This is a genomic window from Candidatus Pelagibacter sp., assembly GCF_052049575.1.
Lineage (GTDB): Bacteria > Pseudomonadota > Alphaproteobacteria > Pelagibacterales > Pelagibacteraceae > Pelagibacter.
Map to the genome: position 1 here is coordinate 471,812 of NZ_JBNGZQ010000002.1, position 15,883 is coordinate 487,694.

The following is a 15,883-nucleotide window of genomic DNA, read 5'->3' on the forward strand; positions in this document are numbered from 1 at the left end:
TTTTTTTAATTTTTATTTTTCGTAAGCTCAGCCTGTGCCGCTGCTAATCTAGCTATAGGAACTCTGTAAGGTGAACAGGAAACATAATTAAGCCCGGCTTTTGAACAAAATTTAATACTCTTTGGATCACCACCATGTTCACCACATATACCTAGCTTAATTTTTTTATTTTGTTTTTTTCCTTTATAAACCGCTATTTCGACTAAATCTTTCACTCCGTCATCAATGGATACAAACGGATCAATAGTAAAAATCTTATTATCTATATAATCATTTAAAAATTTTCCACTATCGTCTCTACTTATTCCAAAAGTCGTTTGTGTTAAATCATTAGTGCCAAAACTAAAAAATTCAGCATGTTTTGCAATATCATCAGCCTTAATTGCTGCTCTAGGTAACTCAATCATTGTGCCCACAAGAAATTCAATTTTTGTTTTATTTTCTTTTTGAACTTTTCTTGCAGTATTGATTACTAAATCTTTCATTATTTTAATCTCGGCTTCGGTTGAAACCAAAGGAATCATTATCTCCGGAAAAGCAAATTTTTGTTTGTTTTTTTTTAAGTCTGCGAGAGCCTCGAATATCGCTCTACATTGCATCTCATAAATTTCAGGAAATGAAATGCCAAGTCTACAACCTCTATGTCCTAACATTGGATTTTGTTCATGAAGTTCTTCTATTCTGCTTTCAATATCTTTTTTGTCTGATCCAACAACATTAGCTACTTCAGAAATTTCTTTGTCAGATTTTGGTAAAAATTCATGTAATGGTGGATCCAATAATCTTACAGTAACTGGAAGACCATGCATAATCTTAAATATCTCAATAAAATCTTTTTTTTGGTGCGGTAGAATCTTTTTTAAAGCATTAGATCTATCATCTACCGTTTTTGATAAAATCATTTCTCGTACTGATAAAATTCTTTCCTCGTCAAAAAACATATGTTCGGTCCTACAAAGTCCAATTCCCTCCGCACCAAAATCTCTGGCTGTTTTAGTATCTAGAGGAGTCTCAGAGTTAGTCCGTACTTTAAGTTTTCTAATTTTATCAGCCCAGCTCATCAATTTTGAAAAATCTCCTGAAATCTCAGGTTTTATAGTTGGAACTGTACCTAAAATTATCCTTCCTGTAGAGCCGTCAATAGTAATTGTTTCACCTTCTTTGATCTCAGCCGAAGATGTTTTAAAGACTTTTTTATCGTAATTAATTTCAATTTCACTTGAACCAGAAACACAAGGTCTTCCCATTCCCCTAGCTACAACTGCAGCATGACTAGTCATACCTCCTCTTGAAGTTAAAATTCCCTTTGCAGCATGCATTCCTTGAATATCTTCTGGAGAAGTTTCAACTCTAACTAAAATTGTATCTTGCATCATATCATTTAATCTTTCAGCCTCCTCTGAGCTGAAAACTACTTTTCCACTTACTGCACCAGGAGACGCTGGAAGACCGTTTGCTATAACTTTGATTGAACTTCTCTCATCTAAAGTAGGATGCAAAAGCGTATCTAAAGAGTTGGGATCAACTCTTAAAACAGCATCATTTTTATTGATTAACTTTTCTCTAACCATATCAACAGCAATTTTTACTGCAGATTTTGATGTCCTTTTTCCAGATCGAGTTTGTAATATCCAAAGTTTATCACTTTCAACAGTGAACTCCACATCTTGCATATCCTTATAATGTTTCTCTAGTTTTTTTAAAATTTTATATAATTCGTGATATACTTCTGGCATCGACTCTTCCATAGATGCATCACCAACTTTTGCTTCTTTTCTTGCCTTCTTTGTAATGTACTGTGGAGTTCTTGTTCCAGCCACAACATCTTCTCCCTGAGCATTAATCAAATATTCTCCATAAATATCATTTGACCCATCTGAAGGGTTTCTAGTGAAGACAACTCCTGTTGCACAATCATTACCCATATTTCCAAAAACCATAGATTGAACATTAACAGCTGTTCCCCACTCAGAAGGAATTTGATTCAACTTTCTGTAAACTTTCGCTCTTTTGCTCTCCCAAGATAAAAATACAGCACTTATTGCACCGAATAATTGATGATAAACATCTTGAGGAAAATCTTTACCAGTCTTTTCTTTAACTACATTCTTAAAATCATTTATTAAACCATCCCAATCCTCTTCATCGAGATCCGTATCAAGCAATACACCTTTTGTTAACTTATAATTTTCAATCAATTCCTCAAAATTGTAACTTTCAACACCCATGACTACATTTCCATACATCTGGATGAATCTTCTATAGCTATCTTTCGCAAATCTTCCGTTAGATGTTTTGTTAGCCAAAGCAACAACTGTTTTGTCATTTAGTCCCAAATTCAAAATTGTATCCATCATACCTGGCATTGAAACTCTTGCTCCAGATCGAACTGATAAAAGAAGAGGATTTTTTAAATCTCCAAATTTTTTTGATACATCTTTTTCTATTGTTTTAATTTCTTTTTTTATTTGGCTAATTAATTTGGAATTTAATTTTTTTTTATCCTTATAAAAAATTTCACACACTTTTGTTGAGATAGTAAAACCAGGAGGTACTGGTAAACCCATTCTTCCCATTTCAGATAAATTTGCTCCCTTACCACCTAAAAAATTTTTTGGATCTTTTATTTTTTTTGAATCTTTAGACTTAAAATTAAGAATTAACTTATTCATTATGAGCTTTTAAAAATTGAAAATTTATATAATTTTGAAACGTTTTACATAACATATTAATAAGTTCCAAACGATTTTTTCTTAAAGTTTCATTATCTTCATTAACTTTTACATTATCAAAAAATTCGAAAACTTCTTTTTTAGTTTCAGCTAAAATTGATAATGATTTTTCACAATTTTCATCACTGTTTATGGTAGAATAATATTTTTTAATATCATTAATTTTTTTATATAAGTTTTTTTCAAAGTCACTTTTAAAAATACCAGGATCAGTTGTATCATTTATTTCAATCTCGTTATTTTTCATCTCATGATCTAAAATGTTTGATGCTCTTTTATAACTTGAATTGATGTCTATACCAATTTGGGTGTTAATTACCTTGTTAAGACATTTTGCTTTTTCAAAAGACGAAAATAAATTATTTAATGAGAATGATGATAAAGTGGCTTCAATTATATCGTAACGTATTTCTTTGTCTTTAAGGTAGTATCTAAACCTATCTTTTAAAAAATCCTGTAATTCTTTTTGTAAATCTTTGTTTTCAAGATTGTATCCCTGGTCATCGTAAAGGCGTGAGGAATAATTCAAAAGATCATTTATTTTCAAATTCTTTCTATTTTCTATAATGGTTCTTATTATACCTAGAGCAACTCTCCTCAATGCTAATGGATCCTTTGAACTTGTAGGTTTCTCGTTAATACCAAAAAAACCCACTAAAGTATCAATCTTATCTGTAATTGATAACGTGACACTGAATGGTTTTTTTGGAACTATTGAATTGAGTCCAATTGGTAAATATTGCTCAGAAATAGCTAAAGAAATATCTTTATCAAATCCTTGGTATTCAGAAAAGTACCCTCCCATAAGTCCCTGAAGTTCAGGAAATTCACCAACGAGATCAGAAGTAAGATCAGTCTTACAAATTGATGCTAACAATTCTACTTTCTCTTTACTAATTAACAATTCATCTGAAATCATTCCACCAATTTTTCTCATTCGTTGAACTTTGTCGAAATAAGATCCAAGCCCCTTAAAAAAATTCATTGATTTTAATTCTGACACTTTTTTTACTAAATTTTGAGCTTTATCTTTATTCCAAAAAAACTCTGCATCACTTAATCTTGCATCAACTACCCTTTCATTACCTATTTTAATGAGACCATTTTTGTCTTTTTTATTCGTTACAATTAAAAATTCATTTGTAATTTCATTTTTATCATTAAATGTTGGAAAATATTTCTGGTGAGACTCCATTGTTAAAGTCAAAATCTCTTTAGGAACTGATAAAAATTTTTTATCAAATTTGCACAATAAAACATTTGGGCTATCTACTAAATTTACAACCTCATCCATTAATTTAGGATTTTCATTAATTTTTAACCCTTTTTTTCCTAATATCTTTAAAAAAGATTTATTGATTATTTTTAATCTTTTATTTTGATTAACGATAACTCCATTATCTTCAAAAAATTTTTCATATTTCTTAAAATTTTCAAAAGATCTTTTTTTTTCCTCAAAATCTTTATCTAAAAAAGTCAAATTAGAGGAAGCTAAATGATGAAATTTAAAACTTAAAATTTTTTTATCAAATATTGATAAAATTGATTTTAATGGTCTTCCCCAATTTAAATCAAATTCACCCCATTTCATTGATTTTTTCCATTGATAGTTGCTCAAAATTTTTGGAATGAATTCAGTGAGTAAATCATGTGTTTTTAATGAGGTTGCTACAGTTTTGTAAAAATAAAACTCATCCTTTTCAGTTTTTTTTTTAAATAAATCGCTTTTGTTAATTTTGTTTGATCTCAAAAAACCCTCCAACGCTTGTTCAGGAGCGCTAGTTTTAGGGCCTCTAATCTCTTTAGATTTAATTTTAATTTGTTTATCTAGGCCTTCAAAAACTAGAACTAACCTATTTGGAGTTGAAAAAGAAAAATTTTTTTTTGATCTTATTGATTTTTTCTCAAATAAATTTTTAAAATCTTCTAAAATTTTTTCTCTTAAATTTTTTTGAAGCCCAGCAGGAATTTCTTCACTAAATAGCTCTAAAAAAAATTCTGACATTCTATGTTTGCGACTGTACCCAAATTGTAGCAGCTTGTTTTGTGATTTCTCTTATTCGACCAATATATTCTGCTCTTTGCGCAACACTAATTGCTCCACGAGCATCTAATACATTAAATATATGACTAGCTTTCAAACATTGATCGTATGCAGGTAAAGATATATTTTTTTCAACTAATGATTTTGCTTCACTCTCATGCATATCAAATATTTTAAATAAATTTTCTGTATTAGCATGCTCAAAGTTATAAGCTGAAAATTCTTTTTCTGATTGATGAAAAACTTCCCTGTAATCAATACCTTCACCATTCCAAACTAAATCATAAACGTTTTTTTTCTGCTGGGTAAACATACAAATTCTTTCAAGGCCGTAGGTTATCTCCACTGACACTGGTTTACATTCAAAACCTGCCATTTGTTGAAAATATGTAAATTGAGATATTTCCATGCCATCACACCAAACTTCCCATCCAAGACCTGCGGCACCTAAAGTTGGGCTTTCCCAGTCATCTTCAACAAATCTAATATCGTGTTCTTTATGATTAATTCCTATTACTGACAAACTATTTAAATAAAGTTTTTTAATATTTAGTGGTGAGGGTTTTATTATAACTTGAAATTGATAATAATGCTGAAGTCTATTTGGATTATCTCCATATCTTCCATCGGTAGGTCTTCGTGAAGGTTGGACATAAGCTGCTTTCCATGGCTTGGGCCCAAGTGATCTTAAAGTAGTGGCTGGGTGAAATGTTCCAGCTCCAACCTCCATATCATAAGGTTGTAAAATTACACATCCATTTTTACTCCAAAACTTTTGAAGATTTATAATTGTATCTTGGAAAGTTTGAAATTTAGGTTTTTTTTTATTCTTTTTAGAGGCCATATTTTTGCCAAACTGATTTTTCCTCTAATATATTTGCTAATTGATCGACATGGTCATTTGAAGACGATAATTTTTTACTAAGCCAACTTTTTGATTTTTCGAATTTTTTAATAACAACATCCTCCCCAAATTTTTCTCTCAATATCTGATTTGCATTTCCTATATCATCTATCAAACCAAGATCTTTGGCTTTTCTACCTGACCAAAATTCACCTGAAAATAACTCTACTTCAGATTTTTTAAGTTTTGATGACCTGCTTTTTTCGACTACCTCTATGAAATCTTTATGTAAATCTAATTGGATATTTTTTAATCTTTCGATGTCTTCCTTTTTTTCATCTAGAAATGGGTCTAACGTACTTTTATTTTTTCCAGCAGTATGTACTCTTCTCTCAACACCTATTTTTTTTATCAATTCTGTGAAACCAAAAGAAGAGTAGATTACTCCTATCGAGCCTATTATTGAACTTGAGTTTGCATAAATTTCATCTCCAGCACATGCTATTAGATATCCACCTGAAGCTGCTACATCTTCGGCAAAAACTATTACTTTTTTTTTATTTTTTTTTGCCTGTTGTCTAATTAAGCTGTAAATTAGATGTGATTGAACAGGAGAACCTCCAGGAGAGTTTATTGTTATAGCAACACATGGTGCTTTTTTTAGAGAAAAAGCTTTTATAATAATGTCTTCTTGGCCAGAAAAATCTATACCTTGTTTAAATTTCCCTACATTCCCAATAACTCCACTTAGCTTAATATGTGGAATAATTTTTTTCTTTTTAAAAAAAGAGAGCATTTTTAATATTTATAGAATTTTTTTATGAATATAAAGACACCTTATAATTGAAGATTCAGGTGCGTCAATTGATAAGTATAAAAAGCAACCTATTATACTAATTTGCTTAATTAATGGGAAGTGTCATACAATTAAAAAACAAAATTAATAATTCATATTTTCAACTAAAAAATTCAGTTGAAGATAGATTGATGTTAGTTGAAGAAAAAATAAAGTCTAAATTAGAGAGCAAAGTAGACTTAGTTCAGAAAATGACAAACTATCACCTTGATACAGGCGGAAAGAGATTAAGAGCCTTACTAACTTTAGGTTCTGCCAAATTATGTGGATATGCAAAAGGAACTAGAGATATTAATTTGGCTGCTTGTGTAGAACTTATTCACTCAGCAACTTTAATGCATGATGATGTAATAGATAATGGATCTATTAGAAGGGGGAGAAGAACTTTAAACAAAGTTTGGGATAATCACTCTTCTGTTTTAGTTGGAGATTATTTACTTAGTAGATGTTTTGAAATGATGGTAGATGACGGAAATATTGAGGTTTTAAAATTATTATCTTCAACTTCCTCTAAAATTGCACAAGGAGAAGTTCTTCAATTACAACATAGAGGAGAGGTAGATATGTTGGAGGAAACTTATTTAAGAATTATTTCTGCGAAAACTGCTGAATTATTTGCAGCAGCTACCAAAGTTGGTGCAATTTTGTCAGATGTGTCATCAAAAGAAAAAGAGGCTTTAGAATTTTACGGAAGGAATTTGGGATTAACTTTTCAAATAGCTGATGATACTTTAGATTACAATTCTGAGTCAAAATTATTTGGAAAAAAAATTGGCAAAGATTTTTATGAAGGGAAAATTACTCTGCCAATAATCTTATTATTTCAAAAAGCAAATCTTAAAGAAAAGGAAAGTCTGAAAGGTATTTTTTTAAAAGATAGAAGAGATGAAAATGATTTTAATTATACATTATCTTTAATCAAACAATATGAAATTATTAAAGAATGTTATCTAAAAGCAAATCATTACATAAATTTAGCGTCAAACTCATTATCGATATTTAAAGACTGTAATGAAAGAAATATTTTTGAAAATTTAACTTCATTTAGTTTGTCTAGAGATTTTTAAGGACTTAAAAGACTTTTTGTCCAACTACCATTTTTATCTAAAGAATACTTTAATCTTTCATGTATTCTGTTATCTCCATCTAACCAAAATTCAATTGTGGAAGGTGTTAAATTCCAGCCAGACCAATGGCTTGGCCTAGGTACATTATCTTTGTCATTATATTTTTTTTTATAATTCTCTAAAGCATCTAAAAGTTCATCTCTATTTTGGAGAATACTACTTTGTTTTGAGGCCCAAGCACCTATTCTGCTATCATATGCTCTCGAGTTATAGTATTCATCAGCAGTTTGATCATCTACTTGTTTCAATGTTCCAACTATCCTTATTTGTCTTAGTAAACTTTTCCAATGAAAGCACATTGTAGCATTCGGGTTTTCTTTAATTTCATTACCTTTCTGACTGTTTAAATTTGTATAAAAAACAAATCCTTTTTCACTATGACCTTTAAGCAGAACCATTCTTACCGAGGGAATACCCTCTTTATTTGCTGTACCAAGTGCTAAAGCATTAGGATCATTAATTTCTTTTTTTTTAGCCTCCTCAAACCATCTTTGAAATAGTTCAAATGGATTATCAAGATCTAAGAAGCATTTATTAAGCCCAAGTGAGTTTTTTTGATTCATAATTTTAACAAAATAATCTATACAATATAAATAATGTCATTTAATACTTTTGGAAAGTCTTTTCGTTTTACAACTTGGGGGGAATCTCATGGTCCAGCTATAGGGTGTATTATAGATGGGTGTCCACCATTAATACCATTAAAAGAAGCGGATATTCAAAAAGAATTAAACAAACGAAAACCTGGGCAATCAAAGTTTACTACTCAAAGGAGGGAAAGTGACAAAGTTCAAATTCTTTCAGGAGTTTTTGAGGGAAAAACAACTGGGACACCAATATCATTGATAATTTACAATGAGGATATGCGTTCAAAGGATTATAATGATATCAAAGATAAATTTAGACCAGGACATGCTGATTTCACATATTTTAAAAAGTATGGAATAAGAGACTACAGAGGTGGTGGTAGATCATCTGCAAGAGAAACAGCTGCAAGAGTTGCAGCAGGTGCTGTGGCAAAAAAAGTTTTAGAAAATAAATTAGGAAAAAAATTCAAAATCACTGGAGCTGTAACCCAACTTGGAATATTAGGATGTGATACTAATAAATGGGATGATAAAATAATTTCTAAAAATCCATTTTTTTGCCCAGATAAATCAATGTTAAAAATTTGGGAAAAATACTTATTAAGTATTAGAAAAGCTGGATCGTCATGTGGAGCGATAATCGAAGTAAGAGCGAACGGTATTCCTGCTGGATTAGGAGCACCTATATACTCAAAATTAGACTCTGACATAGCATCAGCTATGATGAGTATAAATGCTGTAAAAGGAGTTAATATTGGCTCAGGTATGAACTCAGCACAATTGTCAGGTGAGGAAAATTCAGATGAAATTTCTCAAAAAAGAAAGAAAACAAAATTTAAATCTAATAACGCTGGAGGAATTCTAGGAGGCATTTCTTCGGGCCAAGAAATAATTGTTTCTTTTGCTGTAAAGCCAACTTCTTCAATTTTAAAAAGTAGAAAAACAATCAATAAATTTGGAAAGAATACAAGTATATCAGTAAAAGGTAGACATGATCCCTGCGTAGGTATTAGAGCAGTACCTGTGGGTGAAGCAATGTTATCTTGCGTTTTATTAGATCATTATCTTCTACATAAAGCTCAGTGTAGTTAATTCTGTTTTTTCAAAACTATATTAGAATTTAGTAAATCTAAAACTTTTTCCTCGATTGAAACTGAGTCAAGATTTGCAACTTTATACATTTTATCTGGAGTATCTTGATCAATAAAAATATCTGGTAATGTTAACGCTCTAAATTTTAAATTAGTGTCCATTAAACCTTTTTTTGTCAAAAAATTTACCACATGAGATCCAAAACCACCAATTGAACCCTCTTCAATTGTCATGATTGCTTCATGAGTTGTAGCTAATTGCCAAATGAGATTTTCATCTAAAGGTTTTGCAAATCTGGCATCAACAACTGTTATTGGTACACCTTTTTTTGATAAATTTTCTGCAGCCTTCAAAGTCTCGCTCAATCTTGCTCCAAAATTTAGGATCGCTAATTTTTTTCCCTCTTTGATAATTTTTGATTTCCCTATCTCAATTTTTTCATTTATTGAGGGTAGAGTTGAACCTAATCCTGTTCCTCTTGGATACCTAAATGCGCAAGGTCTATCGTTTATCTCGGTTGAGGTATTTATCATTCTTACAAGTTCGGCTTCATCACTTGCTGCCATGACAATAAAATTTGGTAGAGTTGTTAAATATGTTGTATCAAAACTTCCAGCATGTGTTGGTCCATCAGCCCCAACGAGTCCCGCTCTATCAATCGCGAATCTGACTGGTAAACTTTGAATTGCTACGTCATGAACTACTTGATCATAAGCTCTTTGAAGAAAAGTAGAGTAAATAGCAGCATAGGGTTTAAAATTTTCGGTAGCTAAACCTGCAGCAAATGTAACAGCGTGTTGCTCAGCAATCCCAACATCAAAAGTTCTGTCAGGAAATTCTTTACGAAAATTATTAAGTCCAGTCCCATCCGGCATAGCTGCAGTTATTGCTACAATTTTACTATCTTTTTTAGCATGTTGAATTAAAGTATCAGCAAAAACCTTTGTGTATGAGGGTAATTTACTCGTTCCTTTTAATTGTTCACCAGTTTTAACATTAAATTTTGATACTCCATGATAATTATCCTTTGCCTCCTCAGCAAATGTATAACCTTTTCCTTTTTTTGTTTTAATGTGTATTAAAATTGGTCCCTCGTGTTTGGAGTCTCTAGCATTCTTTAAAATAGGAATTAACGAATTCAAATCATGACCATCAATTGGACCAATATAATAAAATCCGAGTGAACTAAACAAGGTTCCACCAGTCACAGCTGATCTTAATAAATCTTCTGCTTTACCAGCCTTAGCACTAAATCTTTTTGAAAAAGCTGACATAATTAATTTAATAGTCTCTCTAAGACTAAAATAAATCTTTCCTGAAAAAATTTTTGCTAAATAAGTGCTCATAGCTCCAACTGGTCTAGCGATTGACATATCATTATCATTTAAAATTACGATCATCTTAGTTTTTGAAGCACCAGCATTATTCATAGCTTCATAAGCCATTCCTGCACTGATTGCCCCGTCTCCAATTACTGCAATTACATTGTCTGATTTATTAGACAGTTTGTTTGCTTCTGCTATACCTAAAGCTGATGAAATTGATGTTGAGCTGTGTGCAGCACCAAAGGGATCGTATTCACTCTCTGATCTTTTTGTAAAACCAGAAAGACCATTTCCTTGTCTAAGAGTTCTTATTCTATCTTTTCTTCCGGTTAAAATTTTATGTGGATAGCACTGATGACCCACATCCCAGATTAACTTATCATTGGGTGTATTAAAAATATAATGTAAAGCTACAGTTAATTCTACAACTCCAAGACTAGCTCCAAGATGACCACCGGTCACCGAGACAGCATCAATCATTTCCTCTCTTAATTCATCAGCAACTTTTTGTAATTTTGACTCAGGTAATTTTTTTAAATCTGATGGAAAATTAATTTCATCTAATAGTTCGTATTTTTTTTTCATTTATTTCTATTCAAAATATAATTTAATGTTTCTGACAAATTTCTTGATTTAGATCCATATTTTTTTAATTTAATTTTTATTTTTAAGATTAAATTATTAGCATATTTAATAGTATTTTTGTATCCTAGTAAACTAATTAGAGTTGCTTTTCCTTTTTTTTTATCCTTACCAGTTTTTTTTCCTGCAACAATCAAACTTCCTTTATAATCAATCAAATCATCTGCGACCTGAAATAACAAACCTATATCAGCACCAATATTTTCAAATTTTTTTATATCATTCTTGTTTTTTTTCTTAATTATCAATGGTGCAGCACAACAAAAACTAAAAAGTTTTCCAGTTTTTTTAATTTCCATCTCTTCAATCTTTTTTTTAGAAATTTTCTTACGTTCATAATTTAAATCTAAATATTGTCCCCCTGCTATTCCAAGATGACCTGAGCTTTCAGAAATTTTATTTATTAAATCAATTTTAGTTTTTTCACTAATTCTTAAGTCTTTATGGCTCAAAATTTCAAAAGCCATTGTTAAAAGTGAATTTCCAGCTAAAACTGCAGTAGCCTCTCCAAATTTAACATGTGCTGATGGTTTGCCTCTTCTTATAGAGTCATCATCCATACATGGTAAATCGTCATGTATTAATGAATACGCATGAATACATTCAACCGCAGCACCAATAACGATAAGAGTTTTATAATCTAACTTAAATAGAGACCCAACATCAATTAAAATTTTGGATCTTATTTTTTTTCCTCCAGAAAAAAGACCGTATTTCATTGCAACTATTAAATTTGATTTTTTTTGTTTGGCAATAAATCTTCTTAAAAACAAATTTGTATCTTTTGCAATTTTATTTAATTTTCTTTGCATTATTTTTTTTGATTAATCTTGGATATTTTTTCTTTTGTTTTCTCACTTATTTCTTTGGTATTTTTTTGAAATTTTTTCTCAATTATATTATTGAGTTTAATTAAATCTTGATACTTATCTAAAGAGTTTCCTAAATCCTTTTGATTTTCCAATTCTTCAATCATCTTATTTGCCTCAGTGGTTAATTCTTCAAGAGATAATGAATTATAATCATTTGGTAAATTTTTATCTTTCATATAATACTCTCAAATAATACATGAAAATTAATCTTGCAAATATTAAAAAAGCGAGGAATCTCTTAAATAAAAGAGAGTGTGTTGCTATACCAACTGAAACTGTTTATGGAATAGCTGGGAATGCATATTCTGATACAGCGTGTAAAAAAATATTTAGATTAAAAAAAAGACCAATGAATAACCCTCTGATTATTCATTATTATGATTTAAAAAAATTGAAAAATGATTGTGATCTAAACGCTGATTTTTTAAAATTATATAAAAGATTTTGTCCTGGGCCAATAACATTTATCTTAAATCAAAAAAAAAAATCAAAAATTTCAAAAGTAGCAACTAATAAAAAAAATACTCTTGCTGTGAGATTTCCAAAACATCCAGTAGCAAGAATTCTGTTGAAATATTTGAAATTTCCTATCGCAGCACCTAGTGCAAATATATCTTCAAGAGTTAGTGCAGTAACTTCTTCAGATGTAATAGACGATTTTGGAAAAAAAATTAAGTATGTACTTGAAGGTGGAAGATCTTCAGTTGGGGTTGAGTCTACAATTATTGATCTAAGAAAAAAACCAAAAATTTTAAGATTAGGTGGTTTAGAAGTTGGAAATATCCAAAAAATATTAAAGAAGAAAATTTCAATAAATACAAATCCTTCAAAGATTTCAGCTCCTGGCCAATTAAAAATTCATTATTCACCTGGAATCCCAATCAGACTCAATGTTAAAAAAATAAAAAAGGATGAGGCTTTTTTACTAATTAAGAAAAATAAGATTAATAAAACGAACTATTATTTTTTATCAAAAAAGGGCAATTTAAAAGAAGCTGCAAAAAATCTGTATACCATTTTGAGAAAGATAAAAAAAGATAATTACAAATCTATAGCTGTAGACAAAATCCCAAATATAGGAATCGGCAAAACTATTAATGATAGATTAATAAGGGCTTCAAAATTTTAATGACTATTCCTCTTGAAATAATTGATTTATCAAAAACTTATGACACAAAAGAAGCTGTTCGAGATATTTCTTTTAAAGTAAATGAAAATGAAATCATTGGAATTCTTGGACCTAACGGATGCGGTAAAACTACAACAATAGGTATGATACTAGGATTACTAAAGCCTACTAAAGGGAAGGTTCTTATAAATGGTATTGAAATTGAAAAACAAAGAGTTGAATTATTGAATAAATTAAATTTTATTTCACCATATATTGAGTTACCAAAAAAATTAACTGTAAAGCAAAATCTTGAGGTTTATGGAAGACTTTATGATGTTAAAGAACTTGGAATTAAAATTGATTATCTTTGTGAAAAATTAAGGCTTAATGAATTTATTAATAAAATAACAGGAGAACTTTCCTCTGGTCAAAAAAATAGGGTCAGTCTAGCTAAATCAATAATTAATGATCCATCAGTTCTTCTTCTTGATGAACCAACTGCATCTCTAGATCCTGAAACAGGAGATTTTGTTAGGAGTTTTTTAGAGGAATACCAAAAAGAAAAAAAAACCTCTATTCTGCTTGCTTCGCATAACATGGCAGAAGTTGAGAGATTATGTTCTTCAGTTCTAATGATGAATAAAGGATCTATTATTGATCAAGGAACTCCTGGTGAATTAATTAAGAAACATGGAAGGAGAAATATGGAGGAAGTTTTTTTAAAACTTACAAGAGATTTAATATGAATCTAAATAAAATGTATGGACTTTTTTTGAGACATTTTTATCTCATCAAAAGTTCTTTACCAAGAGTTTTGGATTTAATTTATTGGCCAACAATACAAATTATTCTTTGGGGATTTATTTCTAAATTTTTTTCAATTTATAGTGATTATTACAATAATACACTTGGAATAATTCTTACATGCGCAATTCTTTACGACATTCTTTTTAGATCTAGCATAAGCTTTAATATGCTTTTTTTAGAGGAAATCTGGAGTAGAAATTTTACGAATTTATTTATTGCTCCATTGAAGCTGAAAGAAATAATTATATCTTTAATTTTTACTGCTTTGATAAGGACATTAATCGGTCTAGTGCCCGCAATTATTTTAACTTCTCCACTATTTGGAGTTTCAATTTTAAAATTAGGTTTTCCACTCTTTATATTATTTTTAAGTTTGTACATATTTGGGATTACACTAGGTTTATTTGTGAGCTCAGGTTTAATGAGATACGGACCATCCTTTGAAAATATAGCTTGGTCATCATTATTTTTACTTGCTCCCTTAGGCTGTATCTACTATCCAATAGAAATCCTTCCTGAATTTTTCCAAGTAATTGCAAAAGGCTTACCATTAGTTTACATTTTTGATGAAACCAGAAATATTTTAATAAATGGTCTTGTAGATTACGAAAATATAAAACAAGCTTATTTATTAAATTTAGTTTATTTAATTTTTGGAATAGGACTGTTTTATCTATCTTTTTTAAGAGCGAGAGTAAAAGGGACTTTAATAAATATGGGTGAATAATTGGTGCGCCTGCTAGGAGTCGAACCCAGAACCTCCTGATCCGAAGTCAGGCGCTCTATCCAGTTGAGCTACAAGCGCATATCATATTAATATATCATTTTATGGAAAAAAAAATAAATTTGACAGTTGATAAGACCGAAAATGAACTCCGTGTTGATATTTTCATTAAAAAGAGAGAGGATATTATCAGTCGAACAAGAATAAAAAATCTTATTTTAGATAACAAGTTAAGAATAAATAATAAGGTAATAAATGATCCATCGAAAAAAATTTTTTTTAATGATGAAATAAAATTGGTCATACCTGAACCAAAAAAAGCTTCCTTGAAACCTTATGAGTTTAATTTAGATATAATATTTGAGGATAAAGATTTAATTGTTTTAAATAAACCGTCTGGAATAGTAATACATCCTGGTGCGGGTAATTTTGATAACACAATCGTAAATGCACTTATGAATTATAGTAAAAATTCTTTTTCTAACATAGGAGGTGAACTAAGACCTGGAATAGTACATAGAATTGATAAAAATACATCTGGGTTAATTGTTATCGCAAAAAATAATCAAACTCACGAACACCTCTCTAATCAGTTTAATCAACATACCATCCAAAGAGTTTACCAATTATTAATCTGGGGTAAAATTAGACCATCTAAAGGTAAAATAGAAACCTTTATTACAAGAAGCTCAAAAAATAGACAAATGATGGAGGTTAGTAAAAGTAAAGGAAAAAAAGCAATTACAAATTACAAAACTTTAGAAATTTTTGAAAATAAAAATATTCCAACTTTTAGTTTATTGGAGTGTAAATTAGAAACAGGCCGAACTCATCAAATAAGAGTTCACATGAATTATTTAGGTAACAGTATAGTTGGCGATGATAAATATAAAAAAAAGTTTAAAAAACTTAAAGATATTGAACCATCATTAGAAAAAATTTTAACAAAATTAAACAGACAATTTTTGCACGCTAAAACATTGGGCTTTATACATCCAAGAAAAAATAAGCAGATGATTTTTAATTCAATTTTACCGAATGAGCTTGAAATAATACTAAAAACACTAAGAAATATAGGTAAATAAAACATTGAAAAATTTTTAATATTAATTAGATAAAC

General features: G+C 29.8%; 14 protein-coding genes and 1 tRNA gene. 6 read left to right on the forward strand and 9 right to left on the reverse strand.

From position 1 onward, the window contains the following. Positions 1-5 precede the first annotated feature (5 nt). Genes ppdK through ACTT9C_RS06090 form a run of 4 tightly spaced genes read right to left on the reverse strand, consistent with a single transcriptional unit; the run spans position 6 to position 6,416 of the window. Positions 6-2,672, reverse strand: coding sequence for a pyruvate, phosphate dikinase (gene ppdK, locus ACTT9C_RS06075; RefSeq protein ID WP_440923601.1), 2,667 nt, complete (start codon positions 2,670-2,672; stop codon positions 6-8). Next, on the reverse strand, positions 2,665-4,737 hold the full coding sequence (glyS, locus tag ACTT9C_RS06080) for a glycine--tRNA ligase subunit beta (RefSeq protein ID WP_440923602.1): 2,073 nt from the start codon (positions 4,735-4,737) through the stop codon (positions 2,665-2,667). Before glyS ends, ppdK begins: the two co-directional genes overlap by 8 nt. Position 4,738: 1 nt before the next feature. After that, positions 4,739-5,620 (reverse strand): glycine--tRNA ligase subunit alpha, encoded by an 882-nt coding sequence (locus ACTT9C_RS06085; protein WP_440923603.1) that lies wholly within the window; start codon positions 5,618-5,620, stop codon positions 4,739-4,741. Then, complete coding sequence (locus tag ACTT9C_RS06090) at positions 5,610-6,416, reverse strand: S49 family peptidase (RefSeq protein WP_440923604.1); 807 nt, start codon at positions 6,414-6,416, stop codon at positions 5,610-5,612. The genes ACTT9C_RS06085 and ACTT9C_RS06090 overlap by 11 nt, the downstream gene beginning before the upstream one ends. 113 nt (positions 6,417-6,529) lie before the next feature. Here ACTT9C_RS06090 and ACTT9C_RS06095 point away from each other — a divergent pair, with 113 nt between their 5' ends. Further along, the gene (locus ACTT9C_RS06095; RefSeq protein ID WP_440923605.1) at positions 6,530-7,543 is read left to right on the forward strand and encodes a polyprenyl synthetase family protein; all 1,014 of its coding nucleotides are present in this window, start codon (positions 6,530-6,532) and stop codon (positions 7,541-7,543) included. Here the strand turns inward: ACTT9C_RS06095 and pdxH are convergent. Then, positions 7,540-8,166 carry a pyridoxamine 5'-phosphate oxidase gene (pdxH, locus tag ACTT9C_RS06100; protein ID WP_440923606.1) on the reverse strand — a complete coding sequence of 209 codons (627 nt, stop codon included), beginning with the start codon at positions 8,164-8,166 and terminating at the stop codon, positions 7,540-7,542. The two genes, ACTT9C_RS06095 and pdxH, sit on opposite strands and share 4 nt — an antisense overlap. Before the next feature lie 33 nt (positions 8,167-8,199). On the opposite strand from pdxH, the gene aroC reads away from it, so the two are divergent. Further along, a complete protein-coding gene (aroC, locus tag ACTT9C_RS06105) occupies positions 8,200-9,282 on the forward strand; it encodes a chorismate synthase (protein WP_440923607.1) in 1,083 nt (360 codons plus the stop codon). Here the strand turns inward: aroC and dxs are convergent. Genes dxs through ACTT9C_RS06120 form a run of 3 tightly spaced genes read right to left on the reverse strand, consistent with a single transcriptional unit; the run spans position 9,279 to position 12,297 of the window. Next, positions 9,279-11,192, reverse strand: coding sequence for a 1-deoxy-D-xylulose-5-phosphate synthase (dxs, locus tag ACTT9C_RS06110; protein WP_440923608.1), 1,914 nt, complete (start codon positions 11,190-11,192; stop codon positions 9,279-9,281). The genes aroC and dxs overlap by 4 nt on opposite strands. Beyond that, the gene (locus ACTT9C_RS06115; RefSeq protein ID WP_440923609.1) at positions 11,189-12,061 is read right to left on the reverse strand and encodes a polyprenyl synthetase family protein; all 873 of its coding nucleotides are present in this window, start codon (positions 12,059-12,061) and stop codon (positions 11,189-11,191) included. Before ACTT9C_RS06115 ends, dxs begins: the two co-directional genes overlap by 4 nt. Continuing rightward, positions 12,061-12,297: an exonuclease VII small subunit gene (locus ACTT9C_RS06120; RefSeq protein WP_440923610.1), complete on the reverse strand. Its 237-nt coding sequence runs from the start codon at positions 12,295-12,297 to the stop codon at positions 12,061-12,063. Before ACTT9C_RS06120 ends, ACTT9C_RS06115 begins: the two co-directional genes overlap by 1 nt. Positions 12,298-12,317: 20 nt before the next feature. Here ACTT9C_RS06120 and ACTT9C_RS06125 point away from each other — a divergent pair, with 20 nt between their 5' ends. From ACTT9C_RS06125 to ACTT9C_RS06135, 3 genes are read left to right on the forward strand one after another with little or no spacing between them, the layout of a single operon-like run. Continuing rightward, positions 12,318-13,250, forward strand: coding sequence for an L-threonylcarbamoyladenylate synthase (locus tag ACTT9C_RS06125; RefSeq protein ID WP_440923611.1), 933 nt, complete (start codon positions 12,318-12,320; stop codon positions 13,248-13,250). Next, positions 13,250-13,978 (forward strand): ABC transporter ATP-binding protein, encoded by a 729-nt coding sequence (locus ACTT9C_RS06130; protein ID WP_440923612.1) that lies wholly within the window; start codon positions 13,250-13,252, stop codon positions 13,976-13,978. The genes ACTT9C_RS06125 and ACTT9C_RS06130 overlap by 1 nt, the downstream gene beginning before the upstream one ends. Beyond that, on the forward strand, positions 13,975-14,766 hold the full coding sequence (locus tag ACTT9C_RS06135; protein WP_440923613.1) for an ABC transporter permease: 792 nt from the start codon (positions 13,975-13,977) through the stop codon (positions 14,764-14,766). Before ACTT9C_RS06130 ends, ACTT9C_RS06135 begins: the two co-directional genes overlap by 4 nt. Before the next feature lies 1 nt (position 14,767). Here ACTT9C_RS06135 and ACTT9C_RS06140 read toward each other — a convergent pair. Next, positions 14,768-14,844: transfer RNA gene (locus tag ACTT9C_RS06140), tRNA-Arg, on the reverse strand. A 23-nt stretch (positions 14,845-14,867) separates the two neighbouring features. Here ACTT9C_RS06140 and ACTT9C_RS06145 point away from each other — a divergent pair. After that, entirely contained in the window at positions 14,868-15,848 is a 981-nt protein-coding gene (locus ACTT9C_RS06145) for an RluA family pseudouridine synthase (RefSeq protein ID WP_440923614.1), read from the forward strand. Positions 15,849-15,883: the final 35 nt, after the last annotated feature.

Bases quoted from the DNA above. Each gene is read 5' to 3' on its own strand.
- glyS (WP_440923602.1), bottom strand. From the start codon at position 4,737: ATGTCAGAATTTTTTTTAGAGCTATTTAGTGAAGAAATTCCTGCTGGG.
- ACTT9C_RS06120 (WP_440923610.1), bottom strand. From the start codon at position 12,297: ATGAAAGATAAAAATTTACCAAATGATTATAATTCATTATCTCTTGAA.
- ACTT9C_RS06135 (WP_440923613.1), top strand. From the start codon at position 13,975: ATGAATCTAAATAAAATGTATGGACTTTTTTTGAGACATTTTTATCTC.
- dxs (WP_440923608.1), bottom strand. From the start codon at position 11,192: ATGAAAAAAAAATACGAACTATTAGATGAAATTAATTTTCCATCAGAT.
- ACTT9C_RS06130 (WP_440923612.1), top strand. From the start codon at position 13,250: ATGACTATTCCTCTTGAAATAATTGATTTATCAAAAACTTATGACACA.
- ACTT9C_RS06125 (WP_440923611.1), top strand. From the start codon at position 12,318: ATGAAAATTAATCTTGCAAATATTAAAAAAGCGAGGAATCTCTTAAAT.
- ACTT9C_RS06095 (WP_440923605.1), top strand. From the start codon at position 6,530: ATGGGAAGTGTCATACAATTAAAAAACAAAATTAATAATTCATATTTT.
- aroC (WP_440923607.1), top strand. From the start codon at position 8,200: ATGTCATTTAATACTTTTGGAAAGTCTTTTCGTTTTACAACTTGGGGG.
- ACTT9C_RS06090 (WP_440923604.1), bottom strand. From the start codon at position 6,416: ATGCTCTCTTTTTTTAAAAAGAAAAAAATTATTCCACATATTAAGCTA.
- ACTT9C_RS06115 (WP_440923609.1), bottom strand. From the start codon at position 12,061: ATGCAAAGAAAATTAAATAAAATTGCAAAAGATACAAATTTGTTTTTA.
- pdxH (WP_440923606.1), bottom strand. From the start codon at position 8,166: ATGAATCAAAAAAACTCACTTGGGCTTAATAAATGCTTCTTAGATCTT.
- ACTT9C_RS06145 (WP_440923614.1), top strand. From the start codon at position 14,868: ATGGAAAAAAAAATAAATTTGACAGTTGATAAGACCGAAAATGAACTC.
- ACTT9C_RS06085 (WP_440923603.1), bottom strand. From the start codon at position 5,620: ATGGCCTCTAAAAAGAATAAAAAAAAACCTAAATTTCAAACTTTCCAA.
- ppdK (WP_440923601.1), bottom strand. From the start codon at position 2,672: ATGAATAAGTTAATTCTTAATTTTAAGTCTAAAGATTCAAAAAAAATA.